20 protein-coding genes are annotated in these 22,806 nt (G+C 73.1%); 12 read left to right on the forward strand and 8 right to left on the reverse strand.

All coding sequences use genetic code 11. The annotated features are described in order from the left end of the window. Window positions 1–35: 35 nt before the first annotated feature. Window positions 36–1,229 carry an elongation factor Tu gene (tuf, locus tag DT076_RS09840; protein WP_114126487.1) on the forward strand — a complete coding sequence of 398 codons (1,194 nt, stop codon included), beginning with the start codon at window positions 36–38 and terminating at the stop codon, window positions 1,227–1,229. Window positions 1,230–1,351: 122 nt separating this feature from the next. Here the strand turns inward: tuf and DT076_RS09845 are convergent, their stop codons facing one another. Together DT076_RS09845 and DT076_RS09850 are read right to left on the reverse strand one after the other, a co-directional pair. Continuing rightward, window positions 1,352–2,209 carry a class I SAM-dependent methyltransferase gene (locus DT076_RS09845; RefSeq protein ID WP_114126488.1) on the reverse strand — a complete coding sequence of 286 codons (858 nt, stop codon included), beginning with the start codon at window positions 2,207–2,209 and terminating at the stop codon, window positions 1,352–1,354. A gap of 10 nt (window positions 2,210–2,219) precedes the next feature. Next, the gene (locus DT076_RS09850; protein WP_114126489.1) at window positions 2,220–2,657 is read right to left on the reverse strand and encodes an MOSC domain-containing protein; all 438 of its coding nucleotides are present in this window, start codon (window positions 2,655–2,657) and stop codon (window positions 2,220–2,222) included. Between the two features lie 43 nt (window positions 2,658–2,700). On the opposite strand from DT076_RS09850, the gene DT076_RS09855 reads away from it, so the two are divergent. From DT076_RS09855 to DT076_RS09865, 3 genes are all read left to right on the forward strand, one after another. Further along, window positions 2,701–3,384, forward strand: a complete 684-nt coding sequence (locus tag DT076_RS09855; protein ID WP_114126490.1) for a GNAT family N-acetyltransferase — start codon at window positions 2,701–2,703, stop codon at window positions 3,382–3,384. Between the two features lie 107 nt (window positions 3,385–3,491). After that, window positions 3,492–4,031: a GNAT family N-acetyltransferase gene (locus tag DT076_RS09860; protein ID WP_114126491.1), complete on the forward strand. Its 540-nt coding sequence runs from the start codon at window positions 3,492–3,494 to the stop codon at window positions 4,029–4,031. A 5-nt stretch (window positions 4,032–4,036) separates the two neighbouring features. Beyond that, the gene (locus tag DT076_RS09865) at window positions 4,037–4,870 is read left to right on the forward strand and encodes a GTP pyrophosphokinase (protein ID WP_114126492.1); all 834 of its coding nucleotides are present in this window, start codon (window positions 4,037–4,039) and stop codon (window positions 4,868–4,870) included. 54 nt (window positions 4,871–4,924) lie between these two features. Here DT076_RS09865 and treY read toward each other — a convergent pair whose 3' ends face one another. After that, window positions 4,925–7,213: a malto-oligosyltrehalose synthase gene (gene treY / locus DT076_RS09870; RefSeq protein WP_114126599.1), complete on the reverse strand. Its 2,289-nt coding sequence runs from the start codon at window positions 7,211–7,213 to the stop codon at window positions 4,925–4,927. Window positions 7,214–7,531: 318 nt separating this feature from the next. Then, window positions 7,532–8,857: an MFS transporter gene (locus DT076_RS09875; protein WP_114126493.1), complete on the reverse strand. Its 1,326-nt coding sequence runs from the start codon at window positions 8,855–8,857 to the stop codon at window positions 7,532–7,534. Window positions 8,858–8,997: 140 nt separating this feature from the next. Between DT076_RS09875 and DT076_RS09880 the strand changes: the two genes are divergently transcribed. Both DT076_RS09880 and DT076_RS09885 read left to right on the forward strand, forming a co-directional pair. Then, the gene (locus DT076_RS09880) at window positions 8,998–9,606 is read left to right on the forward strand and encodes a TetR/AcrR family transcriptional regulator (RefSeq protein WP_114126494.1); all 609 of its coding nucleotides are present in this window, start codon (window positions 8,998–9,000) and stop codon (window positions 9,604–9,606) included. Beyond that, the gene (locus DT076_RS09885) at window positions 9,603–10,634 is read left to right on the forward strand and encodes an LLM class flavin-dependent oxidoreductase (RefSeq protein ID WP_114126495.1); all 1,032 of its coding nucleotides are present in this window, start codon (window positions 9,603–9,605) and stop codon (window positions 10,632–10,634) included. The genes DT076_RS09880 and DT076_RS09885 overlap by 4 nt, the downstream gene beginning before the upstream one ends. A 61-nt stretch (window positions 10,635–10,695) precedes the next feature. Here DT076_RS09885 and DT076_RS09890 read toward each other — a convergent pair whose 3' ends face one another. After that, window positions 10,696–11,364 carry a TetR/AcrR family transcriptional regulator gene (locus DT076_RS09890; protein WP_114126496.1) on the reverse strand — a complete coding sequence of 223 codons (669 nt, stop codon included), beginning with the start codon at window positions 11,362–11,364 and terminating at the stop codon, window positions 10,696–10,698. A 123-nt stretch (window positions 11,365–11,487) separates the two neighbouring features. Between DT076_RS09890 and DT076_RS09895 the strand changes: the two genes are divergently transcribed. The 4 genes from DT076_RS09895 to DT076_RS09910 are packed head-to-tail and all read left to right on the forward strand — an operon-like array spanning window position 11,488 to window position 17,730. Beyond that, on the forward strand, window positions 11,488–12,825 hold the full coding sequence (locus tag DT076_RS09895; RefSeq protein WP_114126497.1) for an extracellular solute-binding protein: 1,338 nt from the start codon (window positions 11,488–11,490) through the stop codon (window positions 12,823–12,825). Further along, window positions 12,822–13,757 (forward strand): carbohydrate ABC transporter permease, encoded by a 936-nt coding sequence (locus tag DT076_RS09900; protein ID WP_114126498.1) that lies wholly within the window; start codon window positions 12,822–12,824, stop codon window positions 13,755–13,757. Before DT076_RS09895 ends, DT076_RS09900 begins: the two co-directional genes overlap by 4 nt. Then, window positions 13,757–14,653, forward strand: a complete 897-nt coding sequence (locus tag DT076_RS09905; RefSeq protein ID WP_114126499.1) for a carbohydrate ABC transporter permease — start codon at window positions 13,757–13,759, stop codon at window positions 14,651–14,653. The genes DT076_RS09900 and DT076_RS09905 overlap by 1 nt, the downstream gene beginning before the upstream one ends. Beyond that, complete coding sequence (locus DT076_RS09910; RefSeq protein WP_233493843.1) at window positions 14,650–17,730, forward strand: glycoside hydrolase family 2 TIM barrel-domain containing protein; 3,081 nt, start codon at window positions 14,650–14,652, stop codon at window positions 17,728–17,730. Before DT076_RS09905 ends, DT076_RS09910 begins: the two co-directional genes overlap by 4 nt. Before the next feature lie 25 nt (window positions 17,731–17,755). Here the strand turns inward: DT076_RS09910 and DT076_RS09915 are convergent, their stop codons facing one another. The 3 genes from DT076_RS09915 to serB are packed head-to-tail and all read right to left on the reverse strand — an operon-like array spanning window position 17,756 to window position 21,104. Continuing rightward, complete coding sequence (locus tag DT076_RS09915; RefSeq protein WP_114126500.1) at window positions 17,756–18,772, reverse strand: Gfo/Idh/MocA family protein; 1,017 nt, start codon at window positions 18,770–18,772, stop codon at window positions 17,756–17,758. A gap of 41 nt (window positions 18,773–18,813) precedes the next feature. After that, complete coding sequence (locus DT076_RS09920; protein WP_114126501.1) at window positions 18,814–20,241, reverse strand: gamma-glutamyltransferase; 1,428 nt, start codon at window positions 20,239–20,241, stop codon at window positions 18,814–18,816. Continuing rightward, window positions 20,235–21,104, reverse strand: coding sequence for a phosphoserine phosphatase SerB (gene serB / locus DT076_RS09925; protein WP_233493844.1), 870 nt, complete (start codon window positions 21,102–21,104; stop codon window positions 20,235–20,237). The genes DT076_RS09920 and serB overlap by 7 nt, the downstream gene beginning before the upstream one ends. 90 nt (window positions 21,105–21,194) lie before the next feature. Here serB and DT076_RS09930 point away from each other — a divergent pair, with 90 nt between their 5' ends. Beyond that, window positions 21,195–22,175, forward strand: coding sequence for a ribonuclease HI family protein (locus DT076_RS09930; RefSeq protein WP_114126502.1), 981 nt, complete (start codon window positions 21,195–21,197; stop codon window positions 22,173–22,175). A gap of 322 nt (window positions 22,176–22,497) precedes the next feature. Beyond that, on the forward strand, window positions 22,498–22,806 hold the full coding sequence (gene rpsJ / locus DT076_RS09935) for a 30S ribosomal protein S10 (RefSeq protein WP_090592218.1): 309 nt from the start codon (window positions 22,498–22,500) through the stop codon (window positions 22,804–22,806).

The following is a 22,806-nucleotide window of genomic DNA, read 5'->3' on the forward strand; positions in this document are numbered from 1 at the left end:
GATCCACGCGTGGTGAACACCCAGAAGGAGCCCCAGTGGCAAAGGCCAAGTTCGAGCGGACCAAGCCGCACGTCAACATCGGCACCATCGGGCACATCGACCACGGCAAGACCACGCTGACCGCGGCGATCTCGAAGGTGCTCCACGATCAGTACCCCGACCTCAACGAGGCGTCGCCGTTCGACCAGATCGACAAGGCACCCGAGGAGCGTCAGCGCGGTATCACCATCTCGATCGCGCACATCGAGTACCAGACCGACAAGCGCCACTACGCCCACGTCGACTGCCCGGGCCACGCGGACTACGTCAAGAACATGATCACCGGTGCCGCCCAGATGGACGGCGCCATCCTGGTGGTCGCCGCCACCGACGGCCCGATGCCGCAGACCCGCGAGCACGTGCTGCTGGCCCGCCAGGTCGGTGTGCCGGCCATGGTGGTCGCGCTCAACAAGTGCGACATGGTCGACGACGAGGAGCTCATCGAGCTCGTCGAGATGGAGGTGCGCGAGCTCCTCTCCGACAACGAGTTCCCCGGTGACGACATCCCGGTCGTGCGGGTGGCGGCCTTCCCGGCGCTGAACGGCGACGAGAAGTGGGTCAAGTCGGTCCAGGACCTGATGGCCGCCGTCGACGACTACATCCCGCAGCCGGAGCGCGAGATCGACAAGCCGTTCCTGATGCCGGTCGAGGACGTCTTCACCATCACCGGTCGTGGCACCGTGGTGACCGGCCGCATCGAGCGCGGCATCGTCAAGGTCAACGAGACCGTCGACATCATCGGCATCCGCGACACCAAGCAGACCACCACGGTCACCGGTGTCGAGATGTTCCGCAAGCTCCTCGACGAGGGCCAGGCCGGTGAGAACGTCGGCCTGCTGCTCCGCGGCACCAAGAAGGAGGACGTCGAGCGCGGCATGGTGATCATCAAGCCGGGTTCGACCACCCCGCACACCGAGTTCGAGGCCCGCGTCTACATCCTCAACAAGGACGAGGGCGGCCGTCACAAGCCGTTCTTCTCGAACTACAGCCCGCAGTTCTACTTCCGCACCACCGACGTGACCGGCATCGTCAACCTGCCGGAGGGCACCGAGATGGTCATGCCCGGTGACAACACCGACATGACCGTCCGGCTGATCCAGCCGATCGCCATGGAGGAGGAGCTCCGCTTCGCCATCCGTGAGGGCGGCCGCACCGTCGGCGCCGGCCGGGTCACCAAGATCCTGAAGTGATCGCCTCCGGCGATACGATCCTGAAGTGATCTGACCCGTCTGACACAGACACGCAGAGGGCCCCGTGCTTCGGCACGGGGCCCTCGTGCGTCCCCAGCCGAGCACGGCCGCGCGCGGAGGCGTCAGCGACGCCTGGCGACCACGGTGAAGGTGCACGGCACCAGGGCGCGCTGCTCCTCGGGCCAGGCCCAGCCGCCCTCGACCTCGACCATGCGGGGGCTGAACTGCCACGGCAGCACGGTGTCCTCGCGGAGCGCCAGCAGCTCCAGGCCCGCCTCCAGCAGCACCGTGACCACCTCCGAGACGGGATGCGGCCACTCGTAGCTGCGGGTGGCGGTGAGGCGGCCGTCGCCGGCGTAGGTGACGTCGCTGTCCCACTGCTCGGCGGTGCCGTCGCCGAAGTAGCGGTAGCGCAGGGTGAGCTGCTCGGCGTCCTCGTCGAGGGCGAGCAGCACCGGGTGGCCGTCGCGCAGGTAGAACAACCCGCCCGGACGCAGCAGCGTGGCCACCTGCTCGGCCCAGCGGCGCAGGTCGGACAGCCAGCAGATCGCGCCGATGCTCGTGTAGACGACGTCGAAGGTGCGTCCGAGCGCGGCCGCGGCGTCCAGCACGTCGGACTCCACCCAGCAGGCCGGGGTGCCGGTCTGCTCGGCCAGCCGGGCGGCCACCGCGAGCGCGGCGGGGGAGAAGTCCAGCCCGGTGACCGCCGCGCCGGCGCGGGCCAGTGAGACCGTGTCGGTGCCGAGGTGGCACTGCAGGTGGCACAGCTCCAGGCCGGTCAGCACCCCGCCCGGCAGGAACGGTGCCATCGCCGCCAGGTCGTGGCGGACGACGTCGGACAGGTGGGTGGGGTCGCTGCGGAAGCGGTCGAGGTCGTAGCCGCGCTCGTGGATGCCGACCCGGTCCTCCCAGTTGGCCAGGTTGGCCGACCGGGCCTCCTCCCAGCCCACCGGAACGCTGCCCCGCCACTCCTCGCCCACGACGGCGAGCCTAGGCCAGCTCGACCTCGTCGCCCACCGAGATCGTGCCGGAGGAGAGCAGCCGGAAGGTGGTGCCGCCGCGGCCGTGCATGGCCTTCATGGCGCCGGGGCCGATCCAGTCGTCGAGCAGCCGGCACGGCGCGGAGATCCGCACCACCTCCAGCTCGACCCCGCCGACCCGGATCCGCTCACCGGGTCGGGTGGGCAGGGTGCCGCCGGTGAGGGTGAGGTTGCGGCGGGTGCTGCCCGGCTCCACCGGGGTGCCGAGCGCAGCACCCGCCTCGGCCAGCGCGGGCAGCGTCTGCACGGTGACGTGGCGGTGCCGGGTGCCGTGGTAGCGGTCGCCGACCAGCCCGCGGCCGGCCTCGGCCTCCACGCTGGGCACCGAGCGGGTCGGCAGCCGGCGCGCCGGGGCGATGTGGATGGCGTGCACGGTCGGGGCGCTCACCCGACCATCCTCCCCGCCCGGCCAACCCCACTAGGCTCCCCGGGTGGACGCCAACACCGAGGCCATCGTCCGGCTCTGCTTCGCCCGCCAGCTGGGTCTGGCCGACGACGCGCTGGAGGCCGACGGCCGGGTGACGGTGGTGCGGGACGACCAGGTGATGACGCTGCGGCTGTGGCGGACGCACGTGCTGGTGGCCCCGGCCCCGTTGCTCCCGGCGCTGTCCGCGCTGGACGCCGGCGCCCTGGCCGACCCGTCGGCCCTGCTCAGCCTGTGCGGCACGGGCCGGGTGGTAGGGGCGGCCCGGCTGTCGGTGCTCGACGAGCTCGACCGCCACCCCGACCTGGAACGGCTGGAGGTCGATCCCGACCCGGACGCGGCCACCGCGCTGGAGCAGCGGTGCCCTCCCGACGACGTCACCGAGGTCGGGCTGAGCCGGATGGACACCGTGTTCGTGCACCGGGCGCCAGACGGGACGCCGTGCAGCGGGGCCGGCTACGCGGTCTGGGCCGGTCTGGTGGCCAACCTCGGTGTGCTCAGCGCGCTGGAGGCGCGACGTCGTGGGCTGGCCCGGGTGCTCGCCGGGATCGCGGTCAACGACGCCCTGGACGCCGGTCTCGTCCCGGCCTGGCGCGTCGGGCCGGGCAACGCCGCCGCCGAACGCCTCGGAGACGCCCTCGGCTTCAGCCCGGTGGGCGACCAGGTGACGGTCGAGCTCACGCCCGGCTGAGGCCCCGGCCGACCCCACGAGGAGGGGGAGGGCCGCAGGGAACGCTCCGGTCCGCCACCGGCGGGTGGCAGGATGGCTGCGCACACGTCGCACCCCGAAGGACTCCGATGGCCGAGCTGACCTTGTTCGCTGACCTCTCCGCCGACCCGATCACGATGACCACCCGGTTGGCGCCCTCGGCGCTGCCGCTGGGCATCCTGCTGCGTCCGGCCCGCGAGACCGACGTCGAGGCGATGGGCGCGCTGCGCGCGGAGTCGACCGGGCGCACCGACGTCGAGACCTCGGTGGCCGAGGTGCGGGCCACCGTCGAGGGCGGCGACGGCGACTACCTGGCGGCGGCGTCCAAGGTCGCCGTCGACGAGCAGGACCAGGTCGTCGCCTTCGTGCAGACCGTGGGCCGCACCGCCGACGGCACCGACCCGTTCGTGGTCCGGGTGCACACCCAGCCGCCGTGGCGGGGTCGGGGGCTGGGCCGGGCGCTGCTCATCGAGGCGATGCGGGCGGCGGCCGAGAGGTCGGACCGGGTCGGCCTGCGGGTGGACAGCGCGAACGGCGAGGCGCTCAGCCTGTGCCGCTCCCTCGGCTTCGTCGAGGACGGTGCCGCCGCGCCGAGCCCGCGGCCGTCCGCCTCGGCGCCGACCGGATGACCGGCATGACCGGGATCGACGACACGGTCGGCACCGACGCCGACCCCGCGTCGGCGCTCGACCGCGCCGAGGACGCGCTCGGGAGCGACCACGCGCTGGTCGAGCGGCTCGGCGCCCAGCAGAAGCAGTTCAACGACTTCATGCTGGGCTACAAGTTCGCCATCGACGAGGTCGTCACGAAGATCCACATCCTGCGCGAGGACTTCAACAACACCCACGACTACAACCCGATCGAGCACGTGAACTCCCGGCTGAAGACACCGGAGAGCATCCTGCGCAAGGTGCACCGCAAGCAGCACCCGGTCGACGTGGACAGCATCCGGGAGAACATCCTCGACATCGCCGGCGTGCGGGTCACCTGCTGCTTCCTCAGCGACATCTACACCGTGCGCGACCTCGTCGTCAGCCAGGACGACCTGGAGGTCATCGACGAGCGCGACTACATCAGCAAGCCCAAGCCGAACGGCTACCAGAGCCTGCACCTCATCATGGAGGTGCCGGTCTACCGGGCGCGCGAGGTGTCCCGGGTGCCGGTGGAGATCCAGATCCGCACGATCGCGATGGACTTCTGGGCCAGCCTGGAGCACAAGATCTACTACAAGTACGGCGGCGAGGTGCCCGCCGGGCTGGTCGCGGACCTGTCCCAGGCCGCGGCGGCGGCCAACAGCCTCGACCTCAAGATGGAGGAGCTGCACCGCCAGGTCCGCGGCGGCGCGGAGCCCGACGACACCGTCGACGCCCGTGACCGCCACCCCCTGGCCCCGCCGGCCGACCTCCTCGCCCAGTACACCCGCGCCGTCGGCCGACCCCCGCACTCCCCGGAGTCACCCCTGCGCTGACCGTCCCACCCACCCCAGCGCCCTGTGCCTGTCGAAGGGCGAGGGTGCTCCGGCTCAGCGGCGGACGAGGAGCGCGACCGGGAGGGTGTGGAACAGGTCGTCGGCCGCCACGGTGCCGCTGTGCTCGTGTCCGCTCAGCACGTCGACCACGTCACCCACCTCCAGCGTGGTGCCCCGCCAGCCGCCGGCTTCGGCCAGGGTCAGCGGCAGCCGGGTGACGCAGGTGGTCGCCCCACCCCGGTCGAAGGCGAGCAGGTGGTCGGCGGCCGGGCCCTCGGCGGTGAGCGGGGTGTAGGAGCCGAACAGCTCCGGGCGCTCCCGCCGCAGCCGCAGCGTCTCCCGCACCACCCGCAGCTTCGCCGCGCCGGAGCCGTCCACCACCGGCGGGCGGTCCTCGGCCAGCAGCGCGCGTCGGGCGGCGAAGTCGACCGGTCGTCGGTTGTCCGGGTCGACCAGCGAGTCCTCCCACAGCTCGGTGCCCTGGTAGACGTCGGGCACGCCCGGCATCGTCAGCTGCACCAGCTTCTGCCCCAGCGCGTTGGACCATCCGGGCTGCTCCACCACCGACAGCAGCCGGGCCAGGTCGTCGGCGAGCGCGGGCTCGTCCAGGGCCCGGTCGACCGCGGTGTGCACGGTCCGCTCGAAGGTCTCGTCGGGGGAGCCCCAGCTGGTCGAGGCCGAGGCCTCCCGCATCGCCTTCTCGGCGTAGGCGTGCAGCCGCTCCCGCTCGATCGGGCCCGCACCGACCAGCGTCTGGGCCAGGAAGTAGCCGAAGGCGCGGTCGGCGACCTGGTCGCGGGGCAGTCCGGAGTGCTCGAGGAAGTGCCGGGCGAAACGCTCCCAGGCGTACGGCACCTCCGACAGCACCGCCAGCCGGGCCCGGACGTCCTCCCCGCGCTTGGTGTCGTGGGTCGACAGCGAGGTCATCGAGTGCGGCAGCCGCTCCTGGCGGTGCTGCTGGGCGGCGTGGAACTCCGCCGGCGACAGCCCGAAGGAGTCGGGGTTGCCGCCGACCTCGTTGAGCGCGACGAAGCGGGCCTGGCGGTAGTAGGCGGTGTCCTCGGTGCCCTTGGCCATCACCGCACCCGACAGCTGCTGGAACCGGCGGGCCAGCTCGTCGGACGGGTCGTGCAGCCGTGGGGACAGCCTCGCCAGGGTCTCGGCCACGGCCGCGTCCCCACCGGCGGCCTCGAGAGCGGCGTCGAGCCGCTCCGCGCCGTCGGGCAGGTAGGAGCGGTAGACGTCGAAGCGGACCGCCAGCTCGCCCAGCGCGGCGCGGACCTGCTCGGCCGGGACGTCGGGCACCAGCCGCGCGAGCCGGGACAGCTCGGAGCCGAAGAGGGTGTCGACGACGTGCCGCTTGCCCTCCAGCACCGCCTCGTGCATGGTCCGCCGGTCCCCGGTGAGGTCGGCGTAGAGGGTGGTGAAGGCCTCCTCCTGACCCGGGTGCACGAAGACCTGGTTGACCTCGGTCATCGCGTCGTAGCCCGAGGTGCCCTCGACCGGCCAGTCCGGCAGCTCCTCACCGGGCTCGAGGATCTTCTCCGCGACCAGCCAGGCCTCCGGGGCCAGCGCCCGCAGCCGCTCGAAGTACTGCGCCGGGTCGACCAGGCCGTCGGGGTGGTCCACCCGGATGCCGGTCAGCTGGCCGTCGGCGACCATCTGGCGCACCCGGGCGTGGGTGGCCTCGAAGACGTCCTCGTCCTCGACCCGCAACCCGGCCAGGTCGGCGACGGCGAAGAAGCGGCGGTAGTTGAGCTCGGTGGCGGCCGTCCGCCAGCCCACCAGTCGGTAGTGCTGGCGGGCCAGCACGTCCTCGACGCTGTCGCCCTCGCGGTAGGTGCCCGCCGCCACGGGGAAGCGGTGCTCGTGGTAGCGCACCTCGTGCCCGCCGTCGACGGCGACCACCTCCAGCTCGTCGGGCCCGACCTCGTCGCCGAGCACGGGGATCCGCAGCGGGGCGTTGGCCCACTCGATGTCGAACCAGGACGCGTACGCCGAGGCCTCGCCCTCGGCCAGCACGCTCCACCAGGCCGGGTTCTCCGCCGGCGCGGCCACCCCGAGGTGGTTGGGGACGATGTCGAGCACCAGCCCGAGGCCGGCCGCGTGGGCCGCCTCGACCAGGCGGGCCCAGCCCTCCTCCCCACCCCGGGGGACGTCCAGGGTGGTGGGGTCGGTGACGTCGTAGCCGTGGTCGCTGCCGTCGGTGGAGCTCAGCAGCGGGGACAGGTAGAGCGCGCCGACGCCGAGGTCGGCCAGGTAGTCGACGAGCGCTGCCGCGTCGTCCAGGGTGAAGCCGGCCCGGATCTGGAGGCGGTAGGTCGACGACGGGATGCTGGTCACGTGCGCCACGCTAGTCGGCGCCACCCGGGCGGGGTACACCGGCTGACCGGACCGGGGGACGGGGTGGGGATCCAGCCCGACGCCGTCGGCGCCCGAGGCCTCCATGCGCGTGCGTCCAGCGCCGAACCTCCGCCCGGTCCGGAGCTCAAGCCGACGCCCGGCTCGTCGCCGCGCTCGACGCGGGTCGCCGCAGCTGGTGCGCTGCCAGCCGTCGTCCGGTCGTCGTCGGCGGTGGGGACGGTGTGCGGTGCGTGGCCGACCGCGGGGACGAGCGCCCCGTGGCGCGCCGTGACCGCACACCGTCCCGGGACCCAGGCGCTACCGGCGTGTCGCTGCGATCTCGCGGCTGGGCGCCATGTCGCTGGTGTCGCCGTCGCGACGCAGTCGGGCACGGTGCAGGGCGGCCACGATGCCCGTCAGGACCACGTTGGTGCCGATGATGACGAGCAGGACGGTGCGGAACGCGGCGGCGTAGGCGTCCCCGTGGCCGGGGATGCCGGCGGCGGTGGCGTCGGCGATGGCCCGGTCGCCCAGGCTGCCGAGGACCAGCCACGCGACGACCGCCGCGAAGGCGGCGATCACGACGGCCTCGCTCCCGACGCGCACGAAGTTCAGGACGCCCGCGGCCGCGCCGGAGCGGTGCGGGGGCACCTGGGCCAGCGCCTCGCCGTCCACCAGCCCGATGGTCATGCCGAACGCGGCGCCGATGAGGACCATCCCCGGGACCGCCCACCAGATCGGGACGCCGGGTGAGACCACGAGCAGGGCACCGTCACCGACGACCATCGCGAGGAGGGCGACGTAGATGACCTTCATCGGGGTGACGGCGGTGAAGCGGTGGATCGCCCGTGACGCCGCCAGCGGTGCCACGACGATCGGCACCATCATGAACAGCATGAAGACGCCGGCCGCCGGTGCGGAGAGGCCGTAGATCGCGCCGAACGCCACCGGCAGGTAGGTGCCGAGCGTGATCACGCCGACCGAGGTCGCCACCGGGACGAGCGAGAGCGCGAGGAAGTGCGGGTTGCGGAGCACCCCGAAGTCGACGACCTTGCGGCCCGGCTCGGGTTCGTGCGTGATGGTGGGCAGCGACCTGCGGAAGACCAGGGCGAGGACGGTCACGATGCCGAACGCGACGAAGACCCCGCGCCAGCCGAACCATCCCGTGAGGAGTCCTGCGACCACCGGGCCGATCGCGGACCCGATGCCGATGATGGTGCCGAAGATCGCGAAGTTGCGCGCCCGTGCCGCCCCCTCCCAGGCGTTCGACATCAGTGAGGCCGATCCGGTGAACACGGCGGCACCGCCGATGCCCGACAGGATGCGCCCGATGTCGAGGACGACGAGGTCGGGCGCGGTCGTGCTCACCAGGGAACCGACAGTGAAGAAGAGCAGGCCGATGACGACCGTCGTGCGGTAGCCCAGCCGGTCCGAGAGCACGCCCCACACGAGGGTGAAGACGGCGAAGGCGGCGTTGAACCCGTTGACCACCGATTGCAGCAGGAACGGCGACGCACCGAGGTCACGCGCGATGCTCGGCAGCAGCACACCCATGCCCGAGATGGCCAGTGGCACGACGAAGACCGAGAGCACGATCACCGGCATGGCCAGTCTCGAGGTGGGGGTGCGGGTGGGTCCCGACATGGGAAGTCCTTCCGTGGGATGGGATCGCGGAGTGCGCAGCACAGCCGCCGCCGGCGATGTCCGGCTCGCGGCTGGTCAAGATCTGTAGTGCGCGCTACAGTTATAGCAGCAATGTAGTGATCGCTACAGATTGGTGAGACATGTCACGTGGACGGACCCGGACCTTCGACCTCGACCAGGCCCTCGACCGAGCGGTCGACGTGTTCTGGCGGCGGGGCTACGACGCGACCTCGATCGCGGAGCTGACGGAGGCGATGGGCATCAACCCGCCGAGCCTGTACGCGGCGTTCGGGAACAAGCGCGCGCTCTTCGACCGGGTCGTGGACCGGTACGTGCAGGACACGGCCAGCAACCTGCAGGCGGCGGTGGCGCAGGCGACGGGTCGCGCGGCCGTCCGCTCGATGCTGACCAGCGTCGTCGAGAGCGCGACCAGCGAGGACCATCCCGCAGGGTGCCTGCTGGTGCAGGGGGCACTCGCGTGCTCGGCCGGCAACGCCGACGTCCACGACGAGCTGGTGCGTCGGCGTGAGGAGGTCCGCCAGGCGATGCAGCTCCGCTTCGAGCAGGCCCTCGACGACGGCGACTTCCCCCGGGGGATCGACCCGGCCCGTCTGGCCCGGTACTACGTCACGGTCGCGACCGGGCTGACCGTCCAGGCTGCCAGCGGCGTCCCCCGTCGGGAGCTGCTCGAGGCCGTCGACCTCGCCATGGCCGCGTTCCCCGACGTCAGCGCTGGTGCGGCGAGGTGAGCGCGCGCCGACTGGGTTTCCTGTCGTTCGGCCACCACCAGAACACCTGGGGCGCGTCCGCCCGGACGGCAGGTGAGGCTCTCACCCAGGGGATCGAGATCGCCGTGGGCGCCGAGGCGCTCGGTCTCGACGGCGCCTGGAGCCGCGTCCACCACCTCCAACGCCAGTTCTCCAGTCCCTGGAGCCTTCTCGCCGCGGTGGCGGCGCGGACCTCCCGGATCGAGATCGGCACCGCCGTCATCGACATGCGCTACGAGAACCCCCTCCTCATGGCCGAGCTCGCCGCCTCCGCGGACCTGATCAGCGGCTCACGCCTCCAGCTCGGCCTGGGCCGCGGATCGCAGGAGCCGGCTCTGCGGGGGTACGAACGGTTCGGCTTCCGCCCGGCCGAGGGCCACACCGCGGGCGACATGGCACGGGAGCACACCGCACGGTTCCGCGCGGCGATCGCGGGAGCCCCCGTCGCCGAGAGCGACCCGAGCCAGACGTCGACAACCGTCCCGCTGGCGATCGAGCCGCAGTCGCCGACGCTGCCGGAACGGATCTGGTGGGGCTCTGCCACCCGCCAGAGCGCGCGGTGGGCCGGCGAGCAGGACCTCCACCTCCTCAGCAGCACGCTGCTCTCAGAGGACACCGGGGTGCCGTTCAGCGAGCTGCAGGCCGAGCAGATCCGGGCGTTCCGGACCGCGCGTGCCGAGGCGGGGCACCCGGGGAGCCGCCGCGTCGCCGTGGTGCGCAGCATCCTGCCGATCGTCTCGCAACGCGACGCCGACCTCTACGGCCCGGCTGCGCGCGCGTCGCAGGAGCACGTCGGCGTGCTCGGCGGAGCAGTCTCCCGCTTCGGGAAGAGCTTCATCGGCGAGCCCGACCGGATCGTCGAGGAGCTCCAGCGGGACGAGGCCGTGATGTCCTCCGACACGCTGCTCGTGACGATCCCGAACGTCCTCGGCGTCGACCACAACCTGGAGCTCCTCGAGAACATCCGGGACCACATCGCCCCGGCGATCGGCTGGACGAGGACCGGCTGAACCCGCCGGGTGCCGCGCCGGCGGGCCCGCAGCCATCCGGTGGCGGTGAGGCCGTCCGGGCTCAGGCCGGGGCGTCGGGCGGGCTGGCCGCGGGTCGCAGCACGAGCGCGAGGAAGTCCTCGAGGTGGCGGGCGACGTCCACCTGGGCGGGGGCGTGCAGCCACTGCAGCTGCAGCCCGTCCCAGAGCGCCACCAGTGAGGTCGCCGCGCGCTCGGGGTCGACACCGGGGCGCAGCCGGCCCTGGCGGGCGAGCTCGGCGAAGTAGCCGGCGTACTCCTGGCGCAGGTGGGTGAAGCGGCGGACGAAGTAGTCCGACCCGGGGTGCCCGGCGGTGGTCGCCTCCGCGCAGAGCACGGTGTAGACCTCGATCAGACCCCGCAGGTCCTCGTTGCGACGGGCGCGGGCGAGGACGGCGGTGGGGAAGTTGGCGGCCGACGTCGGCGTCTCCACCGCACCGGCCTCGTCGCGGTGCCCCAGCGTCGCCAGCAGCAGGTCCTCCTTGGTCGGGAAGTGGTGCATCAGCGTGGACAGGCTGATCCCGGCGTCCGCGGCGATCTCCCGCAGCGAGGCGGCCCGGTAGCCGCGGGAGGCGAACCGGGCCAGGGCGACGTCGAGGATCTGACGCCGCCGTCCCGCGCTCTTGGCGTACGGTCCCCGCCGCCGCCCGGCGCCCGTCGCGCCACCCACGTCCGCGCCGGTCGCCGCCGGCCCTCGCGTCCTGCTGCTCATCGCGTCCCCGTCCTCGTCGACGTCTCGGGCCGGCCCTGCGCCGGCGTCCGCGTGAAAGTCGTGCACCTGCACGGTTTTGCTGTACGTTAGCGGCCGCATTCGATCACGGCGAAGTGAGGCGGCATGAGAGTCACCCGACGAGATCTGCTCAGGCTCGGCGGCGCGGGGGCAGCGGGCGCGCTGCTGTCGGCGTGCGCGGGGCCGGGCGCGACCCCGGTCAACACCCGACCGACCATCCCGCCCGCGGACGGGCCGATCACCCTGACCTACTGGTCCTGGCTGAAGGACCTGCAGAAGGTCTGCGACGTGTGGAACGCCCAGAACCCGCACATCCGGGTGGAGGCCAGCTGGATCCCAGGCGGCAACGACGGCGGCTACCAGAAGATGTACTCCGCGCTGGCCGCCGGTGGCGGCCCCGACATCGGCCAGGTCGAGATGCGCACGGTGCCGGAGTTCGTGCTGGTCGACGGTCTGGTCGACCTGCGCCGCTACGGCGTCGACCAGTACGCCGACCGGTTCAACGAGACGCTGTGGCAGCAGGTCTCCTTCGTCGGCGGGGTGTACGGCATCCCCCAGGACAGCGGGCCGCTGGCGCTGTACTACCGCCCCGACCTGTTCCAGGCCGCCGGCGCGGAGGTGCCGGCGACCTGGGAGGAGTGGAACGAGACCGCCCGGCGGATGCGGGCCACCGACGTCTACCTGGAGTGCCTCGACCTCTCCGACACCTCCTGGTTCGCCGCGCTCGCCCAGCAGGCCGGGGCCCGCTGGCTGCGGGTGGAGGGTGAGGAGTGGGTCATCCACATGACCGACGACGCCACCCTGCAGGTCGCCCGGCACTTCGACCGCGCGATCGACGAGGACCTCATCACCACCGCCTACGGGCAGTTCTCGACCCCGTGGTACGCCGCGGCGTCGGCGGGCCAGATCGCCTCGGCCGCGCAGGCCAGCTGGGGTGACGCGCTGCTGCAGAGCGTCACCTCCGGCGCCGGGCAGTGGCGGGTCGCGCCGCTGCCGACCTGGGGTTCGGGCGGCTACGCCTCGACCTTCCTCGGCGGGTCGACGGCGGCGGTGCTGGCCAACAGCAAGCACCCCCAGGAGGCGATGGAGTTCGCCATCTGGATGACGACGAGCCAGGAGGGCATCGACGCCATGATCGCCAACAGCGGCATCGGCTGGTCGCCGAGCCGCGACTACATCGGCCAGAGCCGCCTCGGCGGGGCCGACTTCTTCGGTGGTCAGAGCTACAACACCGAGGTCTTCGAGCCCGCCGCCCAGCCGGAGGCGCAGAACCCGGACTGGTCCTGGTGGCCGATCACCCAGCAGTCGTTCAACATCCTCTCCGACGGGTTCCGCCAGAAGGTCTCCGGCGGCACCCTGGTCGACGCCATCGCGACCGCCGAGAACGCCATCGTCAAGGCCTTCACCAACAAGGGCCTGAGCATCCGGAAGGCCGAGGCATGAGCGCGACCGAGCAGTCGACCGCCCCCGCCGCGACGTCGGGCCGCCGCCGGCGCGGCAGCCAGCTGACCGCCGCGCCCTGGCTGCTGCTGGCCCCGTTCCTGCTGTTCTTCGTGCTGACCTTCGTGCTGCCGATCCTGGTGGCGGTGGGGCAGAGCTTCACCCGGGTCACCCGCAGCGGCGTCTTCGGCGAGCAGGGGGTCACCAGTGAGTTCGCCTGGTTCGCCAACTACGCCCAGGCGCTGGAGAACGGCAACTTCATCGACTCGATCATCCGGATGCTGCTCTTCGGCGTCGTCCAGGTGACGGTGATGATCGCGCTGTCCACCGTGCTGGCCCTGCTGCTGGAGTCGGCCTCCGCGCGCTGGCCCGGCTTCTTCCGCGCCGTCTACTTCCTGCCCTACGGCATCCCCGGCGTGATCGCCACCATCTTGTGGTCGTTCCTCTACGTCCCCGGGCTGAGCCCGGTCATCGACGCCGCCGAGGTGGTCGGCATCGAGCTCGACTTCCTCGGCGCGGGCACCGTGCTGTGGTCGATCGCCAACATCGTCACCTGGACCTACGCCGGCTACAACATGATGATCATCGTCGCCCAGCTGAAGGCGATCCCGACCGAGGTCTACGAGGCCGCCAAGGTCGACGGCGCCGGCCCGCTGCGGGTGGCGGCCAGCATCCAGCTGCCGCTGATCCGTCCCGCACTGGTGCTCACCACCGTGTTCTCCATCATCGGCACCCTGCAGCTGTTCGCCGAGCCGCAGGTGCTCTCCACGGTCGCGCCCGACGTCGACTCCGAGTACACGCCCAACCTCAGCGCCTACACCACCGCGTTCGCCTACAACGACTACAACGTGGCGGCGGCCCAGGCCGTGCTGATCGCGCTGGTGGCCTTCGCGCTGTCCTTCCTGTTCCTGCGACTCACCAACCGGAGGTCGTGATGAGCGCCGCCACCGTCACTGACAGCGTCGCCTCCGGCGGCCGCAACCGCCGTCCCGGCCAGTCCGCCGGGCGGAGCATCCTCGTCACCGCGATCCTGCTGCTGGTCGCGCTCTACTTCCTGGTGCCGGTCTACTGGGTGGTGGTCGCGGCGACCAAGACCACCGAGGACCTGTTCGCCACCAACGGCTTCTGGTTCGGCCAGACCTTCGCGCTGTTCGCCAACGTGCGCGAGGTGGTCGCCTACGACGGCGGCATCTTCCTGCGCTGGTTCGCCAACTCGGTGCTCTACTCCGGGGTCGGCGCGCTGCTGGCCACCTACTTCGCCGCGGCCGGCGGGTACGCCCTGTCCCGCTACCAGTTCCGCGGCCGCAACCTCGTGTTCGGCACCATCCTCGGCGGCGTCCTGGTGCCCGGCACCGCGACCGCGCTGCCGATGTTCCTGCTCTTCAGCGAGCTGGGGCTGGCCAACACCTACTGGTCGGTGCTGATCCCGTCGGTGGTCTCGCCGTTCGGGCTCTTCCTCTGCCGGATCTACGCCGACGCCTCGGTCAGCCCGTCGCTGCTGGAGGCGGCCCGGCTGGACGGCGCCTCGGAGCTGCGGATCTTCCACACCGTGGGGCTGCGGATCCTCACCCCGGCGCTGGTGACGGTCTTCCTCTTCCAGCTGGTCGGCATCTGGAACAACTACTTCCTGCCGCTGGTCATGCTGGCCGACCAGGACCTGTATCCGATCACCCTGGGGCTCAACAACTGGCGCTCCCAGACCGACCGGCTGCCCGAGTTCTACGAGCTGACCACCGGCGGCGTGCTGCTCTCGGTGATCCCGCTGGCCATCGCGATGATCGTGCTGCAACGCTTCTGGCGTGGCGGACTCACCGAAGGGGCTGTGAAGTGACGACGGACGACGTGTCCTACCTGACCGACCCGGCACCGCGACGGGGGGCGCACGCCGCCCCGCGCTCGTGGCTGCACAGCGACGCACCGCGGATCTCGCTCAACGGGACGTGGTCGTTCCGGCTGCTGGACCGGGCTCCCGGGACGCCCGGCGGCGGCGGGGTGCTGCCGGCGGGGGAGGATCCCGCGGCCTTCGCCGATCCCGGCTACGACGTCTCGGGCTGGGAGACCATCGAGGTGCCCTCGCACTGGGTGCTCACCGGTGACGGCACCCGCGGGCGTCCGATCTACACCAACGTGCAGTTCCCGATCCCGCTCGACCCGCCGCACGTGCCCGACGAGAACCCCACCGGTGACCACCGCATCGAGGTGGACGTCCCGGCGGAGTGGGCCGAGGCCGAGCGGGTGCTGCTGCGCTTCGACGGCGTCGAGTCGATCTACCGGGTCTGGGTGAACGGGGTCGAGGTCGGCGTCGGCACCGGCAGCCGGCTGGCCGCCGAGCTCGACGTCACCGAGCAGGTGGTGCCCGGGCAGACCAACACGGTCGCCGTCCGGGTCCACCAGTGGTCGGCCGCCACCTACCTGGAGGACCAGGACCAGTGGTGGCTGCCCGGCATCTTCCGCGACGTCACCCTGCTGGCCCGTCCGCGCGGCGGCATCACCGACGTCTGGCTGCGGGCCGGCTACGCCGGCGAGGCGGTCGGCACCGGGGCGGGGACCCTGGAGGTCGAGCTGGACGTCGCCGAGGGCGGCTTCCCGGTCACCGTGGCGATCGAGGAGCTCGGGGTCTCGACGACCTTCGACTCCGCCGCCGACGTCGGCCCGGTCGAGCTGGAGAAGGTCGAGCCGTGGTCGGCCGAGCGGCCCCGCCTGTACGAGGTGGTGGTCTCCAACGCCGCGGAGACGATCACCCAGCGGGTCGGGTTCCGCCGGGTCGAGATCCGGGACGGGCTGCTGCTGGTCAACGGCGCGCGGGTGCTCTTCCACGGCGTCAACCGGCACGAGACCCACCCCGAGCGCGGTCGCGTCTTCGACGAGGAGCACGCCCGCGCCGACATGGCGCTGATGAAGCGGTTCAACGTCAATGCGATCCGCACCAGCCACTACCCGCCGCACCCACGGGTGCTCGACCTCGCCGACGAGCTGGGCTTCTGGGTGGTCGACGAGTGCGACCTGGAGACGCACGGCTTCGGCTCCGACGACTGGCGGCAGAACCCCAGTGACGACCCGGTGTGGCGCGAGGCCTACCTGGACCGGATCACCCGCACCGTCGAGCGGGACAAGAACCACCCCAGCGTGGTGCTGTGGTCGCTGGGCAACGAGTCCGGCACCGGGGCCAACCTGGCGGCGATGGCGGCCTGGGTGCACTCCCGCGACCCGGAGCGTCCGGTGCACTACGAGGGCGACTACGTCGGCGCCTACACCGACGTCTACTCCCGGATGTACCCCTCGCTGGCCGAGACCGCCGCGATCGGCACCGACGGCGACACCACGCCGCTGCTGGGCTGCACGGTGGCCGAGGGCGTCCGGCAGCGCACCAAGCCGGCGATCCTGTGCGAGTACGTGCACGCGATGGGCAACGGCCCGGGCCTGATCAGCGAGTACGAGGAGCTGTTCGAGCAGCACCCGCGGCTGCAGGGCGGTTTCGTGTGGGAGTGGCGCGACCACGGCCTGTGGCACCGCACGCCCGACGGCACCCGGTACCTCGCCTACGGCGGTGACTTCGGCGAGGTGGTGCACGACGGCAACTTCGTGATGGACGGACTCGTCTTCAGCGACGACACCCCCTCGCCGGGTCTGCACGAGTACGCGGCGGTGGTGCAGCCGGTGCGCTTCGAGTGGGCCAACAAGCGGCTCACCGTGCGCAACCTGCGCCACAGCACCGACACCACCGACCTGCGGCTGCGCTGGCGGCTCGAGGTGGACGGCACGGTGCTGGCCCGCGGCACGGAGAAGGTGCCGCGCGTGCTGCCCGGACGCAGCGCCCGGATCGACCTCGACCCGGGGGCCCCGCCGGTGCCGGGGGAGGCCTGGCTGAGCGTCCAGGCCGAGCTGGCCGAGGCGACCGCCTGGGCACCGGCCGGCCACGTGGTCGCCCGCGGGCAGTTCCGGGTCGCCGAGGCCACCGCACCGGTGCGCGTCCTCCCGCTGCCGGCGGTGCAGACCGGGCAGCCGGTGCCGGAGCGGCTGGAGCTGGGCCCGGCGGTGTTCGCCCACGGCCGGCTCGTCGAGCTGGCCGGGGTGCCGGTCAGCGGTCCGCTGCCCGAGCTGTGGCGCGCACCCACCGACAACGACCGCGGCAAGGCCGGCTTCGGGGCGTCCCGGCCGCTGCCGGCCGGGGCGGCCGAGGCCGACGCGGCGCTGCTGGCCTCCGGCGGCCGGCGCACCACCTGGGAGATGGTGTGGCGCGAGCAGGGTCTGCACCGGCTGGTGCACCGGGTGACCTCGGTCGAGGCCGGCCCGGGCTCCCTGGTCACCCGGGGCGTGTCGATGGCGGCCCAGGGCCGCGCCCGGCTGGAGTCGACCACCACCTGGCAGCTGGTGCCGACGCCGGGAGGCGAGCGGCTGGCGCTGACCATCGAGCTCGCGCCCTCGCGCGGGTGGGGCAGCGTCTGGCCCCGGCTGGGTGTGCGGTTCGACCTGCCCGGTGACGTGACCCGTGCGGAGTGGTTCGGCCTCGGGCCCGGGGAGTCCTACCCCGACAGCCTGGCCGCGGCCCGGGTGGGCAGCTTCACCGCCTCGGTGGACGAGCTCGCCGCGCCGTACAGCCGGCCGCAGGAGACCGGGCACCGCAGCGACCTGCGCCGGCTGGTGCTGTCGCGGTCCGGGGTGCACGACTGGCTCACGCTGGAGGCGCTGCCCGACACCGCCGGACGGCGTCCCGGGTTCACCCTCAGCCGGCACACCGCCCAGCAGATCGCCGACGCGGACCACCCGCACGAGCTGCCCACCAGCGACCGGACCTACCTCTACCTGGACGCCGCCCAGCACGGTCTCGGCACGGCGGCCTGCGGTCCCGACGTCTCCCCGCAGTTCGCCCTGCGCCCGCACGCCCGCACCCTCCAGCTGCTCCTCTGAGGTCGCCGCTGCGTCGGGGGTCGGGTCAGGGCGTCGCGGCGGCGAGGCGGGCGGCCTCGGCGGCACGGTGGTCGGCCAGCAGGGCGTCCAGCACCTGCGCGGTGCGCAGGGCGGTGCGGCCGGTGCTCGGGCAGGTGCCGTGGCCGGTGAGCTCGTCGACCACGCTCTGCACCAGCGGCAGCTGGACCGGGTCCGGGTGCTCGGTCCGCACCAGCTCCTCCCGGCCGTCGGCGAGCAGCCGCAGGGGCTCGCTGCCGAAGCAGGAGAAGACGAGGCTGCCGCCGTCGCCCACCACCTCGACCCGGTCGACCCGCTCGGCGGCGGCGAAGTCCCACAGCCCGACCCCGCGGACGCCGCTGGCGAAGGCGAGGGTGGCGGTGACCTGGTCCTCCGCCCGCGGCGCGGTGGCGTCGTCGGTGGACGCGGTCGAGGTGGCTCCGCCGGTGACCTCGGTGACGGGCCCGAACAGCCAGTCGAGCAGGTCGAGGGTGTGCGAGCCGAGGTCGACCAGGTAGCCGCCGCCCGACACCTCCGGCTGCTCCCGCCACGGCAGCTCGCCCCCGCTCCGGGCCGGCTGCTGGGTGCGCACCAGCACCGAGCGCGGGCGGCCGACCCGCCCGGTGGCCAGCAGCTCGCGCACCCGGCGGAACCGTGGCAGCGCCCGGCGGTAGTAGGCCACCCAGAGCCCGGTGCCGGCCCGCTCGGCGGCGGCGACCATCGCGTCGCACTCCGCGGCGTCGCGCGCCATCGGCTTCTCCACGTACACCGGTTTGCCGGCGGCCGCGACCCGCTGCGCGTAGTCGGCGTGGGAGTCCGGCGGGGTGGCGACGTAGACCGCGTCCACCTCGGGGTCGGCGATCAGGGCGTCCGCGTCGGCGTACCAGCGGCCCACCCCGTGCCGGCGGGCCCAGTCCTCGGCCTTCGCGGCGTCGCGGCGCATCACCGCCACCAGCTCCGAGCGCTCCGCCTGCTGGAAGGCCGGCCCGCTCTTGCGCTCGGTGACGTCGCCGACGCCGATGATGCCCCACCGCACCCTGTCCACGCGCTCACGCTAGTGGCCCGCGGCGACGGCCGGGGCCGGGCTCAGCCCAGCAGCACCCACTCGCCGCTGCGGCGCGGGTCGGCGCCGGCCCCGAGCGGCGACAGCGCGCTCACCCCGCCGAAGAACGGCAGCTGCGTGCGGGTCTCGAAGACGGTGTTCCCGGCCGCGGCGAGGGCGTCCAGCACCACGGGGGAGAAGCCCGGTTCCAGCCGCACGTGCCCGTGGGGCAGCGCGGCCAGCCGGGGACGGTCGATCGCCTCCTGCGGGGGCACCCCGCGCAGCATCCGCAGCACGGTCTGCACCAGCGCGGGTCGGATCCGGCTGCCGCCGGCGGCCCCGGCCACCAGCCGCAGCCGGCCGGCTCCGTCCAGGACGACCATCGGCGACATCATCGAGTTCACCCGGTGGCCGGGCACCCACTCGTCGCGGACCAGCTCGCCCTCGCCGAGCATCGAGTTGAGGTGCACCCCGTAGCCGGGGACGTAGACCGAGGAGCCCAGACCGAGGCTGGTGGTCACCGCGCAGGCGTTGCCGTCGGCGTCCACGGCGCACACGTTGGTGGTGTCGGCCAGCCGCGGGTGGGCTCGCAGCGCCTCGACCAGGTGGGTGGCCGCCGCGGGGTCGCTGACCGGGTCGCCGTCGTGCTCCGACGCCCCGAGCAGGGTGGCCAGCACGTCGTCCAGGTCGTCCCCGCGGGCCAGCACCCGCACCCGGCGTCCGGCCACCTCCATCGCGACCTCGCGGGGCTCGGACTCGCGCACCCGGTAGGCGGCCAGGTCGGTGGCGCTCAGCCCGCCGCCCTCGGCGACGGCCGCCAGCATCGCCTCGGCGTAGGGGCCGGTGGAGAAGGCGTCCGGGTCGTCGCGGAGCAGCTCGAAGGCCCGCCAGTGCTCGGGGTGGAACAGCGGGTCGCCGGCCTGCAGCAGCGACCCGTCGGGCCGGCAGAACACCTGGGCGCCCTCGCCGGCGCACATCGCCTCGGTGATGTTGGGCAGCAGCTCGGCGTGGGTCAGCGGGAACGGCGTGCCGTAGGACGCGGTCAGCGCGGGCTCCACCAGGGTGGCCCAGTCCAGCCGTCCCCAGCGCTGCCACAGGTGCCGGACGCCCACCGGCAGCCCCGGCACGGCCACGGTCGCCGGCCCGATCTCGTACGGCACGGGGTGCCCGCCGAGGTGGACCTGGATCGGCACCCCCCGCCCGGTGCGGCGTTCGCCGAGGCCGGGGACGGCGACGAAGAAGTCGACGCAGGTGGTACGGCCGGTGGCGGCCTCGTGCACGACCGCGAACCCACCGCCGCTCAACCCGGTGAACAGCGTCTCGGCGGCACAGCTGACCAGCGTCATCGCCACCGCCGCGTCGACGGCGTGCCCGCCCCGGCGCAGCACGGCCGCCCCGGCCCCGGCGGTGCTGGGGTGGGCGGCCGCCACCCCGGGCCGGACGCGCTCGTCCGGGGGGACGGGGTTCACCACCGCAGCAGCTCGGCGGCGACGTCGAGGCGGGGGACGGTGATCGCGGCGTCGGCGGCCGCGGCCACCACCGGCTTGGCGCAGTAGGCGATGCCCAGCCCGGCGGCGGCGAGCATGTCGAGGTCGTTGGCACCGTCGCCGATCGCCACGCAGGCCTCCAGCGGCACGCCGAGCTCACCGGCCCACTGCTCGAGGGTGGCGGCCTTGACCGCACGATCCACCACCTCGCCGAGGACGCGGCCGGTGAGCCGGCCGTCGGCGACCTCGAGCTGGTTGGCCCGGACGTGGGTGATGCCGAGCAGCTGGGCCAGCGGCTGCACCACCTCGATGAACCCGCCGGAGACCAGGCCGATGGTGGCCCCGTGCTCGCGCGCCCGGGCGATCAGGTCGCTGGTGCCGGGGGAGAGGCGCAGGTGCTGCAGCACGTCGGCCAGCGCCGTCACCGGGACGCCCTGCAGCGTCGCCACCCGGGCGTGCAGGCTGGCGGCGAAGTCGAGCTCGCCGCGCATCGCCCGCTCGGTGACCGCCGCCACCTCCTCCCGCGTGCCGGCGTGCTCGGCCAGCAGCTCGATCACCTCCGCGGTGATCAGCGTGGAGTCGACGTCCAGCACCAGCAGGCCGGCGCCCTCGGGCAGCGGCGGCACCAGCACCGCGGAGTCCCAGCCCGAACCGGTCAGCACCTCGGCGAGGCGGGTGCGCAGCCCGACGACGTCCTCGGCCTGGGCGGTGAGCTCCACGCTGACCAGGTCGCCGCGCTCGCGCGTCCCGGCGTCGACGGCCCCGGGCAGCGCGCGGCGCACCAGGTCGGCGGCGGCTGCCGGGTCGGCCGGTCGGGGGCGGACGAGCACGATGCGCAGCGGGGTCACACCGAGATCCTAGGGTCGGGCGCCCTGCCGCGGGTGTGGCGCCGGCCACGTCCGGTGCACGCCCCGCCGTGCGTCGGTAGGGTGCCGGGCGTGCCAGCCCAGAGCCCGACCGCCGACGCCGCCCGCACCCTGGTCGCCGCGGCGGACGGCTCCGCGCTGGGCAACCCGGGCCCGGCCGGCTGGGCCTGGTACGTCGACGACGACACCTGGGCCGCGGGCGGCTGGCCGCACGGCACCAACAACATGGGCGAGCTGATGGCCGTCCTCGACCTGCTGCGCGCCACCGCCGACCTCGGCGTGCCGCTGCGGGTGCTGTGCGACAGCACCTACGTCATCAAGGCCGTCACCGAGTGGATGCCCGGCTGGAAGCGGCGCGGCTGGAAGAAGGCCGACGGCAAGCCGGTGCTCAACCAGGACCTGCTGCGCGAGCTGGACGCCGCCCTGCAGGGCCGTGACGTCGTCCTGGAGTGGGTCAAGGGCCATGCCGGGCACGCCATGAACGAGGCCGCCGACGCACGTGCCCGGGCCGTCGCGACCGCGTTCCAGCGCGGCACCGAGCCCGACACCGGGCCGGGCATCGCCGGGCTCGTCCAGCACGAGCTCCGGGTGCCGGCGACCGCACCGTCGGCGGACGTCGACGAGGCCGAGGAGGCGGACGCCGAAGCCGAGCTGGTGCCGCCGGCCACCGACGAGCCCACCCCGGTGGACGCGCTGTTCGCCACCCCCGACCCGACCGACGAGGAGATCGTCGTCGCCCACGAGCGCGAGCTGCTCGACCCGCGGGTGCGGGCCGACCCCGAGCGGGTGGAGCAGCTGCTGCACCCGCACTGGCGCGAGGTCGGGGCGTCGGGCCGGCTGTGCAGCCGGGCCGAGATGGTCGAGCACCTGGCCAGCACGCCGGGACGTCGGACCGGTCTGGACGTCGTCGAGGTCAGCCGGGTCGACGCCGCCACGATGCTGCTGCTGTGGCGCAGCAGCGACGAGCGGGGGACCGCCCTGCGCAGCTCGGTGTGGGTGCTGGGCCCGTCGGGCTGGCGCCAGCGCTTCACCCAGGGCACCCCGGAAGCCTGAGCCGCACCCCTCGACGGGCGTGACGGCCTACCACACCCGTCCCGGGACCCTGATTTGGCTCACGGGCCGATCTCTGACAGTATTGCCGGGTTGCTCCGACGGGTCGCCGGGGTGAGGTGCGCCATCAGTGGCCGCACTCGCCGCACCGAGAGGCCCGCTCGTGGCCGGGCCGCTGGGCCGGCACCACAACCAAGGCAGGATCGATCCTTCCTGGTGTGCGTCCGAACTCCGCGACACACCCGACCGCGTGGGTCGGAGAGACGGGACAGTGGTTCGCCCGTACGGGCTGCCGACACTGCAGGACGGATAGTAAGGACGAACTGTGGCGGGACAAAAGATCCGCATCAGGCTGAAGGCCTATGACCACGAGGTGATCGACTCCTCGGCGCGCACGATCGTCGACACGGTCACCCGTACCGGCGCCACCGTCGCCGGCCCGGTGCCGCTGCCCACCGAGAAGAACGTGTACTGCGTGATTCGTTCGCCGCACAAGTACAAGGACAGCCGCGAGCACTTCGAGATGCGCACCCACAAGCGGCTGATCGACATCATCGACCCCACCCCGAAGACGGTCGACTCGCTGATGCGCCTCGACCTCCCCGCGGGTGTCGACATCGAGATCAAGCTCTGA

The organism is Desertihabitans brevis, from assembly GCF_003327535.1.
Lineage (GTDB): Bacteria > Actinomycetota > Actinomycetes > Propionibacteriales > Propionibacteriaceae > Desertihabitans > Desertihabitans brevis.

Coding starts and splice junctions, on each gene's coding strand:
- DT076_RS09900 (WP_114126498.1), top strand. CDS start 12,822: ATGAGCGCGACCGAGCAGTCGACCGCCCCCGCCGCGACGTCGGGCCGC.
- DT076_RS09875 (WP_114126493.1), bottom strand. CDS start 8,857: ATGTCGGGACCCACCCGCACCCCCACCTCGAGACTGGCCATGCCGGTG.
- DT076_RS09880 (WP_114126494.1), top strand. CDS start 8,998: ATGTCACGTGGACGGACCCGGACCTTCGACCTCGACCAGGCCCTCGAC.
- DT076_RS09905 (WP_114126499.1), top strand. CDS start 13,757: ATGAGCGCCGCCACCGTCACTGACAGCGTCGCCTCCGGCGGCCGCAAC.
- DT076_RS09865 (WP_114126492.1), top strand. CDS start 4,037: ATGACCGGGATCGACGACACGGTCGGCACCGACGCCGACCCCGCGTCG.
- DT076_RS09890 (WP_114126496.1), bottom strand. CDS start 11,364: ATGAGCAGCAGGACGCGAGGGCCGGCGGCGACCGGCGCGGACGTGGGT.
- DT076_RS09860 (WP_114126491.1), top strand. CDS start 3,492: ATGGCCGAGCTGACCTTGTTCGCTGACCTCTCCGCCGACCCGATCACG.
- DT076_RS09895 (WP_114126497.1), top strand. CDS start 11,488: ATGAGAGTCACCCGACGAGATCTGCTCAGGCTCGGCGGCGCGGGGGCA.